6 protein-coding genes are annotated in these 12,060 nt (G+C 40.3%); all 6 read left to right on the top strand.

Annotated elements, in window-relative coordinates:
- Positions 1–8 precede the first annotated feature (8 nt).
- The 6 genes from I6N90_RS11305 to I6N90_RS11280 all read left to right on the top strand — a co-directional run bounded on the left by I6N90_RS11305 (position 9) and on the right by I6N90_RS11280 (position 12,057).
- Positions 9–3,398 carry a tubulin-like doman-containing protein gene (locus I6N90_RS11305; protein ID WP_197935600.1) on the top strand — a complete coding sequence of 1,130 codons (3,390 nt, stop codon included), beginning with the start codon at positions 9–11 and terminating at the stop codon, positions 3,396–3,398.
- Positions 3,399–3,409: 11 nt separating this feature from the next.
- Positions 3,410–5,779: a transcription initiation factor TFIID gene (locus tag I6N90_RS11300; RefSeq protein WP_232242865.1), complete on the top strand. Its 2,370-nt coding sequence runs from the start codon at positions 3,410–3,412 to the stop codon at positions 5,777–5,779.
- Between the two features lie 50 nt (positions 5,780–5,829).
- A complete protein-coding gene (locus I6N90_RS11295) occupies positions 5,830–7,107 on the top strand; it encodes a vWA domain-containing protein (RefSeq protein ID WP_197935599.1) in 1,278 nt (425 codons plus the stop codon).
- Positions 7,108–7,128: 21 nt separating this feature from the next.
- The gene (locus I6N90_RS11290; protein ID WP_197935598.1) at positions 7,129–7,764 is read left to right on the top strand and encodes a beta-mannanase; all 636 of its coding nucleotides are present in this window, start codon (positions 7,129–7,131) and stop codon (positions 7,762–7,764) included.
- A gap of 85 nt (positions 7,765–7,849) precedes the next feature.
- Positions 7,850–9,109 (top strand): TRAFAC clade GTPase domain-containing protein, encoded by a 1,260-nt coding sequence (locus tag I6N90_RS11285; RefSeq protein ID WP_197935597.1) that lies wholly within the window; start codon positions 7,850–7,852, stop codon positions 9,107–9,109.
- On the top strand, positions 9,109–12,057 hold the full coding sequence (locus tag I6N90_RS11280) for a GAP1-N2 domain-containing protein (protein WP_197935596.1): 2,949 nt from the start codon (positions 9,109–9,111) through the stop codon (positions 12,055–12,057). Before I6N90_RS11285 ends, I6N90_RS11280 begins: the two co-directional genes overlap by 1 nt.
- Positions 12,058–12,060: the final 3 nt, after the last annotated feature.

The raw sequence follows: 12,060 nt of genomic DNA, 5'->3' as shown, positions 1-12,060 counted from the left end.
AAATATCAATGAAACCAATCGTAAGAGAGCATATTCAACAACTTGATGTATCGTTAGGCGGCGGTATTGTTAGTGAAAAGATAAGGGTAGACACAATTGACAATCCCATATTAATTATTGGACTTGGCGGTACAGGTATCGATGCTTTGCTCCGATTAAAATATCAGATTAACCGCAGATTTAAGTTACCAGAAGATCCAATTTCGAAGAGAAAACGCGATAAACCCGATAATGTAGAGTTTCTCGCTTTCGAGACGAATGAACAGGACCGGAACAAAAAATATAAAGGGGTCGGTCTTGATCCCATTAATGAATTTGTATTACTGTCGAATGCTGAAGTCGGAGGACTACTGCAAAATCGTAGCATTTTGGAGCCGTACATAACGGATTGGCTTTCTCCAGAATTAAGTATTACGGATGGAATGAACGGTGCAGCGGGTGTACGCCAAGCTGGACGATTGCTGCTGTTCACAAAGATTAATCAAGTAGTACAAAGTATTGATAAAAAAATTAAGACATTGTCCGTTGGCACTAATAAAAAGTTAATGGTATTCCTTCTTACTGGATTATCTGGTGGGACGGGTAGTGGTTGCTTCCTCGATATTTCTTATATCGTTAGAGGTATTATTGAACGTGATCACGGTGCTGCTGGTATTGATCGAGTGAATACGTTAGGTTATTTGTTTACACCGGACATTAACCTAGCGAACAAAAGCTTAAGCGATCACACGCGGGAATATATTAAGAAAAATGGTTACGCAGCGCTTAAGGAATTGGATTATTGGATGAACGTAGATGCTAGAGGTGAGCGTTTCAAACAGCAATATGGCAATATCTTATCTGTTAACTCGCCACTACCTCCATTCAACCTATGTCATCTCATTTCAGCAACGAACACAGAAGGCAAGCTTCTTGACAATGCATACGATTATTGCATGAACGTAACAGCTGAAAATATTACTAACTTTATATCGAGTGAAGAAAAACAATCTGGCGAAGAGTTCGCCATTCATGATTATATTAGCAACATTCGGACGAACATTGCTCAGATGCACAAGATGTATCCTGCTAACTATGATTACAATATTATAGGTGCTTCTTCAGCAGTGCTTCCGATTGAAGAGATGACCACTTATTTAGCTTATCGATTGTTTCAGAAGATGGAAGGAATGTTTCAAAAAGCGCCGTCTCAAGACGATGTAGAGAAGTTTGTTCGCAAACTTGGCATTGATCTAGACACGATGATGAAGACGTTTGACTCACGTGTACCTGAACCGTTACCAGGCTTCGAAAATAGCGAAAGATTAAGCTATAACAATGTGATCAAGATGCAAGCGGTCAATATGGACACTGAATTAGAGCAAAACTTCCTAGCTAGAGCTCGTGAAGAATATATTAAGGCGAAAAAACAGTATCCTGGCGAAATTACAGCTAATTTTACTGAGCAAATACGCCGAACTTTCCTTCATCCTGAGCAAGGGCCATTTTACGTGTCGCGACTACTTTATACGGAAAAAGGTTTCTGTTTGTTAAAGATGCTTCTTTCTTATATCGAAACATTGCGTGAAGGATTATTAAGACTTCCGAGAGATATTGAGGCGGCAAGAGAACAAGCTGACGAGCGTATGGGCGATGCGAAGAGCGCATTTGTTTCGAAAGATAAGAAAAAGAACAACTATATTGAAGCAAAAATAAATGAATATTGGCTGCGTGCAGACGTTGAGCGAATGGAACAACTAATTGAATTTTATGAAGATTTACATGAGTTGCTTAACGCTGAGAACAACCGCATTTATAACGTTTATACGGAAATATTGAATGTGCTCAATACGATCTTTGCCAAAAATGGTGAAATTCTTACGAGTGGAGAAGAACAAGGTGATCATAAGGGGAACAAAACTTATTATTGGAACATTGTAAGTGTGCCGGATATCTCTAGTGTTATTGGTCGAATAATGGATAACAAAGATGGAGAAGACTTAATCCGCGACTTTACGAGAGAGCTACTTGATCATTCTAATCTATGGGTGAAAGAGCAAGAAGTTGATATCGTTGGTTCAATATCAGAGTTTCTTACAGATAAATTCGGTGATTTGATTACGAAGTCGATGGAAGATTTCTTAGTGATGAAATATGGTAATGATGAATCAATCGAAAAGTTTGTTGAGCGACATATCGCAAGCAAACTCGATGAGGAAGCAATTCCTGTTTTCCATTTGAGCAATAGCGCTGGTAGCTTGCATGTTCCTTCATGGGGATTCGTTTCCGTCCCGGTGCAAGCACCAAGCATCTTAAGAGGTATTCGGAACTATCAGAACAGCTCGATTGGTAAGTCCCATTTTACAATTAAGGAAAGTGAAGTTCGTAATCGCATTTTCTGGCTAAACACGAGAAACGGCGTGCCGCTATTCGTCTATACGCCGCTGAAAGTATATGAGGAGAGTTACGAGCGTACTATTTTGGACAAAGAAGGAATAGGGCGTCACCTTGTTCAAAGCGATAAGGACAATTGGACGTACCTACCGTCCCCAATCCCTGAGAAGTCTTGGGGAGAAACATACATGAACCGCAGAGTGCAGAGCTATAATGCGAGAGTTCGTGAAGAATTCGCAAATGCAGTAGGCTATGGCATTATTGCTGAAAAGGGGATCGACAACCCGCTTAGCAATCGGTATAACGTTCGATTCACGAAACCGCTCCAAGTTTCGGAAGTATTAAAGGCATTCCCGATGAATTTGGAAGGTGCAAAGCCAAATTTAGGTGAAGTAAAACGAGCAGTTAATGAGCTTAAGAGGTTGCTTGACGGTGGTATTGAAACGGAATCTACAAAAGATATTTTCGGTAGTTATACAGAGGAACTAGCTCAAGAAAATCTAATTCGATCACCTCAGCAACTGCGGCGTGTACGTGAGGAGCTCGCGAAGATGGATTCGTTAGTTGCCTCAATTAAAGAGTTAGAACAATTATTGCTTCTTCATGAAAGTGAAGAGAAGTGGTTAGAACAATTTATTGAAGCGTTATATACAGATACGATTTGTAAACGCGGTGCACTATTTGTTTATGATCGAGATTCTGAAGAAGAAGCATGGTCGCCGTTTGCGAATTTAATGAAGGGCAGTAATTATGTCGAATATGAAGTGTTCGAAAGTTTCCGCGGGTTGGATGAGAAGAGTCGCAGTACCCTTATGCGTAAAGCAACTCGTAGAGTTACAGAGTTAACATCAAATGAAGATACGTCTTCGCTTGTCACAAAGCTTGATGATTTATTCGGCATTTTCCTTGATGCACGCGAACGTCTGGAATATGAGAAAGCTGAACTGGCAAATGGTGAAGATCTGTATCAATTTTATAAAGGGATGACAGCTAAGCTTCATGATATTCGCAGAAAGTTGAAATAAGGATGAGAGCGATGATAGAACAATATGCTGCCGATTATTCGGCAGCTGAGCAGCGGTTAAAAGGAACGGAAGATGATCAGAGTAGCATTCATTATCCAACCGTATTTCTATTTATTGGGGATGAATCAGAACAAGCGATTGAACCGATGATGAAGTCTAATGAGCTGAGATGGGCGAACAATGCAGGAGTCGTTTATTGTCATGTTTCTAGCACTAGTGGAGCTAATGCGGGTAAGGGAAGCGGGAATAATTTTTTCAATATCCCATTGACTGGTTTACCAACAATCCTTGATGACAAAAGGACAATAAGAGAGCAGATCGGCAAGAGCTTTCATTCAACGGGAGAACATTTAATAGTACTCAATCGTACACTGCGCCGTATTAACGATTCGATTGGTGACTATGGACGTATGTACGCTTCTTTTGATCGACTTCATTTAGCTGTTATTACTAGAGCTGATGATCCAATGAATATATTATTGCCAGATGTTGTGCTCCTTGCTCAATCGATCTTTGGATCATTGTTTAAATCAGTTCAGATGGACCTGTTTGTCCTCATTCAGGAGAGAGAACAAGCGGAGACATTCGGTTATGCAGCTGCATCGGGTATTAGCTTTTTACGTGAGCTCGAGCGGTTTCAACAGCCGGATTTCCACTATAATGCTCCTCTGCAAATGACGGGTGATGGGCTCACAATTCCTGTAGATCATGGCCCAGCTTCGCTCTTTGATCTTGTATATATGTTGTCGGATCGTAATGAAAGAGGAATGACAGCACATAACGGCATGGAGCATAACTATGAAATCATATGTCGTATCATGCTTCTGAAAAATAAAAGTCGTAAAGATTCTAGTGTACACTATAGCGGAGAAAGCTATAACAATACATCCTTTAAGCATAGTTTAAGGGCAGAATCAGGCAGAATAGGGTTTGTTTCAGCAGGATTAGCGAAAGTACAAAGGCCCGCTTACGCTATTGCATTAACCGTGTTATATCATCTGTTCGATCAAATTATTGTGAGATTACAAGCGACGACAGAACTTGGTTCTAAGGAAAAGTTGCGTTTCTTCGGGTTAGATGCAGTAACACTTACGGGAAGAAGCAACGAGATGATTTCTGATGGTGATAAGCTTGATGATATGAAAGGGCTTATTACAAGCGGTATAAAGTACGAGCAATTACGAGGCATGACGCTTAGAGAAGCGGAAGCTGCTCTTTATGGAAATGGCTGCGAAGCGTTTTTTAATAAACATTTTGTAGAAGCTGCTGAACGTAGACTTCAGAACATTAATATTTCTAAGGAAATTCAGTACTCACTATCTCGAAGTATGAAAGAACATACCGAAATTACTTTTTATCATTTGTTTAAGTGGACGGATGAAAACAATGCAACCGGAGAAGTCACGCTATCCGTTCGTGATAAAATTCGTGAGCTAACGAGGGCGATTGAAGATGTTCAGCAAGAGCTTGAAGCGACACTTTCGATGCGAGTTGAAGATTTGAAGTTTCAGCGAGTACCGTTTATGGATAAACGAAATGTTCGTACTTTTATCCATACTTTTTTGGATGTCGTTTATGGACTACGCCTAGCAGTGTTAAAGCTTGAGACAGAGCTTTCCATTTATCGACGATTCGCGATTGAGCTTGAAGTGCTTAATCAATGGTATCGTGTTCGAATCGAGCGTATGAATGATTTAAGAGCTCAGCTTAAGATGGCAGCAAAACAAAGTATCTCTTTAAGTGATGATTATATCGGGCAAAATGTTTTTGAATATTACGAGCGAGTTACGACTGACGTTATTCAAGAACTTGAGGAGAAGCGGGGAGCTTCGATGTTGTTCGAGGAACGTTACATCGGTAATGTTCTAGAACGGATAGAGCAAGGGGAATCTTCGTTTATCGAACGCTTGATTATAGTTTGCCGAAGAGATATCTTAACGACAGAACGTTTTAATCAATCATTTGAAGAAGAATTACTACAACGTGCTAATGTTTCTGTCTCTTATAGCAATCGTAAAGTGTTGCCGAAAGATGAGTTGTTTCAGCAGTTATATCGCATGCTGGAAGAGAATGCGACGATCAATATTCGATTGTTCGACTATACACATAAGCTCCGTTATGAAGAACAGTACTTTTTCGGGGATCGAAATAGTGAATTTATTCGCTATGCATTCGGAATGGATGAAGCGTCACGCATTCATAAGCTTGGGAGCTTACACGAAAATCGTAGTAGTGGTGTAGAGAAGCTCCATTTGATGGGTGGATTCCACTTAGAAGATTTAATTTATTATCGTAATGCAAAGGTGTTTTATGAAGCGTATTTGAAGGATGGATACAAGTTTCATTCGATCGATCAGAACGAACTTCCGGTACTTCGGTAACGATAAGTGCGAAATATGATTTATAGCTAAGGTGAGAGGGTGCTGAAAATATGCAACGGAAAATAAATATGCTGCTTCTACTGTTCAGCTTAATAGGCGCAACCATCGGATTCGCGATTAGCGAGGTTGTTATGCTTACGCTACCAGAGGCGTGGCCAAGCTATGTTGCTGTTGGATTATACTTCGGCATTCTTGCTTTATGTATAGGTCTTTCCTGTTTGATTGCTGAGATGATATCACCGAAATTAAATGGTCATTCTTGGCGGCAACGATATATGGATTTATCGTGGAAATTACTCCTTCCGGCAACACTTGTTTCATTGTTTGTAATTGGTGGGGCACTTCAGTTTGTTTTTGGGTTAGATTTTGGCGGTACAAAAAAAGTTAGAGATATCGTTTTGGTCATTGATAATTCCGGAAGCATGACTGAGACTGACCCTAATAATGATCGTTACAAAGCTGCTAAAGGTCTAATCGCTGAGATGAACAAAGAAAAGCGGGTAGCAATTGTTACATTTGCAGATGCATCTGAATTGTATATGCCCTTTGTAAGTGCGGGTACAGTGGAAGAAAAAAATAAGATCTATGAGGTGATGGATTCCATCACTGCAACGGAAGGCGGTACAAACTATAGTGCGGCACTCCAAACGGCTTTAGATGTTATTAAAGAGAAGCAATTTGCGGAACGAGGGACGATGGCCATTTTATTATCAGATGGTTTTAGTGAATCGGACATTACAGCACAAATTAATGAATTTCAAAATCAAAATATAGCGCTCCATACAATAGGACTCAAAATAGGAAACGATCAAGGGGTTGCTTTGCTACAAGATATTGCGGATTCAACCGGAGGAAGATATTACGACGTTTCTAAGTCAGACGGACTTGCGGCTGCATTTAGCGATATTTATATGACGATTGATAATCGGATGTTGCATTCTATTAATGCCAATGCACCCGAGGAGCATTCGATTTATAAAATGTTACGCGTATTATCATTCGTAGTCATCGGATTAGCTATTGGTTTATCGCTTGGGCTAATGTTCGATAACCGTTTCTTAGCACTCAGTTTCGGTACTGGAGGTATTGTAGGTGGGTTAATAGCAGGATTTATTATGAATGCAGGCCTGTCAGGGCATTCGTTTACAGATGGATTAATTCGATTATTAGCAGCACTAGTGCTTGCTTTGGTCATCTCGCTGTTTACATTAGTCGTACCAGTTGGTGAACGGAAAAATACTGGGCGAGGTAGAAGTGGATCTCTTGAAAGTCCAGTTGTTAGCAGTAGAAATGGGCGGAATAGGGAAGGTCGCAGTCATGGTTTCTAGAACGATGAGGGGATGAGAAAGATGCAGATTAAAATCGCAGAAGAAGGTACACCCCTTATTACAGGCCTTACTCGTATGTTGGAAAAAGATAGATGTACGCTCCGCTGGACTTGGCCAACAGGTGTTGATGCGGTCTATATACGCAAAGTAGCGTTAGACGAATGTGAAGACTCTAGAGAAGATGTTAATCGATTAAAGTTGTATACAAAAGCTGAATACAAAGCAAATAACGGTTACGTCAGTCGTCTCGAAAGTGCTCGCATTTATCGGTTTACCGTTTATGTTCTAATTGAGACTAAAGAGGGCTCTTTTTTGCTGGAACAGCCCAACCGTGGAAATATAATTGAAATAAGTGCAGGAAAAGCGAAAATCTATTATTCCGTGACGGAAAAAGGTGGATTGTTCCGCAAACACAAAAGTATCGGGATTGAAGTGAATACGGAAGTAGCTTTAGAGAATGACGTATTGTGCTATGTGAAAAAGAGTGGAAGTTTCCCTGCGAACAGAGATGATGGCGTACTTTATCCATTTGTAGTGCCTTTCTCAGCGGGTAAAAATATTCTTCCTCCTATTGAAGTAGGAAAGTCAGACTATGTTCGATTATTTTTAACCGATGGACGTACACACGGGCAATTATATGAACTAATTGCTAGATAAAGCTTACGAAGTAGGTTTGTTCCACAAACCTTGGGATAATGCTTACGAAGTAGGTTTGCCTTGCAAACCTTGGGAGGTAAAAAACATGGGTCTGTTTGATCTATTTAAGAAGAAACCAGAGAGTAAGCCGAAGCCGTTGTTTTATGATATCGTATGCCCGTATTGCTTTAGTAAATTTTCACCTGAGCAAGTTGTGTTTCGCGCTACACATTCTCGTGAGGACGATGAAGACTTTGCGCTTGGCGAGGATGAGGAACTTAATAAATATCGAGAGCGATTCGGACTTGATTCACTTTACGATATAGAAGCTGTCATACGCCCGCAAGATGTGCCGTCTGAAGAACATATTTATTCAGGGCATGTGCTAGCAGGATTAAGAGACCGTTATGGTGAGTTAACTCGTAGAAGGTTATGTCCGAAGTGTCATAACGAACTTCCCGTGACGGCTGGTAAGGTGCCAAGCAACATCATTTCGATTATTGGTGCTTCACAGGTTGGAAAATCGGTGTATATGACATCGCTTATTCATACGTTGCAACATACTACGGCAGATCACTTTAATGCTGCATGTATGCCGCTTAACGCGGAAATTAGCCGAAAGTTCCGTACAAACTATGAAGAGCCACTATTTGAACGTGGCGATTTGCTTGCTTCTACTCAGAAGGAGAAGATGCAGGAACCGTTTATTTTCCAGTTTGTATTTAAAGATGAAGAAACGCCGCCGCTTACACTCGTATTTTTTGATGTGGCAGGTGAAGGTATGGTGGAACAGGACTATCTAGGATTGCATGGCCAACATATTAAAAACTCGGCAGGCATTTTATTTATGGTAGATCCGCTTCAAATTCGTTCGATCCGTGACAAAATAAGAATTAAACATGGAGATACACCTGGAGAGTGGGTATCTCAATATGATGAGCCGCGTGATGTCGTTCTTACGATGTTTGGTGATTTTATTGCTCATCAAGATAAAGGGAAAACAGATATTCCTACAGCAGTAGTACTCACTAAAAGTGATATGCTTCATTCTCTCAAAGATGAAGAAGGCGAATATATTAAGAGTAACAGCAACATCTTTAACAATATGATACATCGCAATTATTTCAATTTAACTGAATTTGAAAATATCGATGGTGAAATTCGCCGTTTTATAGAAAAAGTGGATCGTCCATTTAAAGGAACGATGGATGTTTATTTTACCGATACAGCTTATTATGCCGTTTCAGCACTTGGCAGTAACCCAGTCGATCAAAAACTACAGACAGTTGTGAGTCCGATTCGAGTGGATGAACCATTCATATGGCTGTTGTACAAGCTGAACTATATTGAGGGGAGAAGAGACTAGTGGCAGATCAAACGCCTCGCACATCTATTCAGCAGCAATTGTACACTCGTGAGAGGCGTGGCATATTCCGTTCTACTGAAGGGTATGACACGATCGCTATATCGAGTGGACTAGACCCTTCTTTTGTCAAAAAAGTGCTTCATCCGCTTTGTGCATATGATGCACCTGCGGAGCTAGTTGCAAGTGGTCAGAAGGACAATAGCGCTTATCCTGATGCTGTCCATCTGATTCATCTAGAGCAAGGCGAAGTTGTTCTTGGTCGAAGCGTGTATCGATCAGCGGATTTCACAGGACTTCGCAGTGCGTTTTTTAGTCATCACTATGTAATTCCGGCAAGCTATGGCGCCCAGTCTAATCAGGATTATTTAAGCTGGCTATCAGCGTCATTTAGAGAGGATTATTTAATTGAACAAGGGACTGAAATTGAACAACTTTCTCGTCTTCCGCAAGTTTCGGAAAGAAGAAGTGAGCTATCGTCACATAAGCTACTTTCCGAGCTAGGAATTGGTGAAAGACAGTTTAAGGCACTTCTACATGCTGTAATGACTTCTCTTGGCGGTAAGAAAAAAGTGTACATTTCACTTGATGTTCCTATTAATAAACTCTCAAATAGAGCTAAGGATCTTCTAGTCGTTTTATATAGCTGCCTACCTTACGCTCTTCGTAAGATGCTTGGATTTGTTACCTATTCGAAAGAACCAATTAGTCGTAAAGGGATTCATCTTTCATTCGTGGAATCGAGTAGTTTGCGTACATTAGATCGTGAGATGGAAAAGGAGTTTATTTTTGATCTTGCCAATGATCGTATTTTGAATGTAGATATGGATGGGTTAGATCAACCTTTTCTTGACTTTGTATGGACGAATATCGATCGAAAAGAAGAGATAGAGAACTTCTTTCAATTCGCTAGTACAATGCTTGAAGGGATGGAAGCGGAGAGAGTACAAGCTGCTTCAACCTATCATGAGCTATCTGTTATGTACAGAAGTTTAGAAGGTGATGGGGCATTATTTGAAAAGCATCAGGTTTCAATTCTACGAGGTGCACTTCAATATTTAAGTATTCCAGGTGCGATTGATGCTAAGGTTCAACTAAATGATCTGTTTTTAGCTCATTTTGACCATGAATACGACAAGCTTAGTAAAGGTGCTATTCCATCTAAAGATACTGTTTTAATATTTAGAGACTATTATGGGATTGTAGGGAAAATGATCGAACATAAGTTAGTTGCTTTTCTTGTTCATGCCATTTCTAATGCGAGCAGAGGAAATGATCAAGAGGCAGTTGCAACTTATTATGAAACGGTGGAGGGTAATGCTCCACTTCGTAAAACTTTTTTTAATAAAATTGTAGCAGAGGGCAGATTAGCACAAAGTTTATTTTTTCCATACTTATCTCAAAAGCTAAAGAGCATCCCACTGAAAGATATGATTCAATCAATAGTAGAGTTTGGAAATGCATATCCGAAGTTGTATGAATATGAGCAGTTTTATACAATTGCTCGCGAAAGTCTGAGCTTAAAGTTGACTAAAGAACGTTATTCACTAGGTGCTTCTAACATGATCTTCGAACAGCTATTTGTTTTGGAAGCAGACTCGAAGTTAGGAAGTGGAAAAGCAAATAGCGGAGTAAGTGAATTAGGTGAAGAACTTCAATACTGGGTCTATCAATTGATGTTAAACGAGCTTGATCCTGAGAAACTAACGCGTGACGGATTAAAGAAAGCAACTTTTTTGAGTGATAATAAGCGATTGCTGAAGTGGAATAAAAGGTTGAATGGAAGTAATCAATCGTCGGTTGCTCGTATGCTAGAAGCACTTTATTATTGGTTTCAACAGAAAGAGCCCAAGGAATCTTTACTTGATAGTTTAACACCTCAAGAGGTTAGTCGGGTGCAAGGGGTAGGGCGTAATCTGCTCGCGACGGATTTGACGGAAACTGATTTTCCAAAGCTGATTCTTGCCTTTCTGCGTTCACCTGAGCTGGAAGTAGTAGATTACAACGGTTTACTCCAGTTCCTCCATAATAAATGTGTGGAGAAAGAAACAATCTATCGTTTCTTCTTGTGGTCGGAAACAAATGCTCACTTTATGCGTCCAAGAGGGATTGTGCCAGCTTACAAAGCGGCAATTATGACATACTTCATATCTTATGATCCTGCTGCTCTTAAGAAACGAGCAAATTGGAAGCAATTTTTTAATGAAAGCGGAGATAAGTTACAAGCTATTTTAAAAGAAGCGCAGTTAGAGCTTTCTTCCCCACTAGTCCGTTTGCTGCGTAAAGGTGGTAAAGGATCGAAAATTATTTTTATTGCTGTGTTAGGGTGTATTATGCTCTTTTCTGGCATTATGTTGACACTATCAGAAGAAGGTAATTCCAATAAAGAAAATGTAGAAGTTCCAACCATTCCGATTGAGCCGTCACCTACAATAACGCCGACACCATCAGACGGAACTGTTGTAGGTGAAGAGCAAGATACTATTGTTTATGTAGAGCAGAAGGAAGCTACAAACGAGCAGAAAGCACAGACTTCTTTAGTATTTATGTTTAAAAGTGCTGAAGTATGTAAGCAGTTTAAGACCGAAAAGTTGTCGGTGCAGCTGGAAAAAGGGGATGGTTCAGTCGAATCTCAACTGACTCCAATGACAGGTACAGTCATTGATTCATCTTGTCGTACAAGCCTAGATGATACAGCAAATGAGGAGACTGCTACTGAATCTGGTGTGGGACCGAGCGGGACCGCGGAGTCAACTGAAACGTCGGTCGCAAACTCAGCTACACCAACTTCCAGCGAAACGAATACAGATTCTAAAAAGCCACATTTTGAGCAATATACGAGTCAAGTAGTTGTAGAGTTAACGGAACAGATTGATATTGCTGTGAATAGCCTAATTTGGGTAGGAGATGCTACAACATCTCTAAAGGTGCAGTCGAAAATAGATCTGTGAGAA

Origin of the sequence: Paenibacillus sp. GSMTC-2017 (assembly GCF_016019935.1) — a bacterium.
Lineage (GTDB): Bacteria > Bacillota > Bacilli > Paenibacillales > Paenibacillaceae > Pristimantibacillus.
The sequence above is the reverse complement of the archived record's forward strand: the minus strand, read 5'-3'. Positions and strand labels throughout refer to the sequence as shown.

What these genes read in the sequence shown, in the direction of transcription:
- I6N90_RS11305 (WP_197935600.1), top strand. Translation starts at nt 9, where the DNA reads ATGAAACCAATCGTAAGAGAGCATATTCAACAACTTGATGTATCGTTA.
- I6N90_RS11300 (WP_232242865.1), top strand. Translation starts at nt 3,410, where the DNA reads ATGATAGAACAATATGCTGCCGATTATTCGGCAGCTGAGCAGCGGTTA.
- I6N90_RS11295 (WP_197935599.1), top strand. Translation starts at nt 5,830, where the DNA reads ATGCAACGGAAAATAAATATGCTGCTTCTACTGTTCAGCTTAATAGGC.
- I6N90_RS11290 (WP_197935598.1), top strand. Translation starts at nt 7,129, where the DNA reads ATGCAGATTAAAATCGCAGAAGAAGGTACACCCCTTATTACAGGCCTT.
- I6N90_RS11285 (WP_197935597.1), top strand. Translation starts at nt 7,850, where the DNA reads ATGGGTCTGTTTGATCTATTTAAGAAGAAACCAGAGAGTAAGCCGAAG.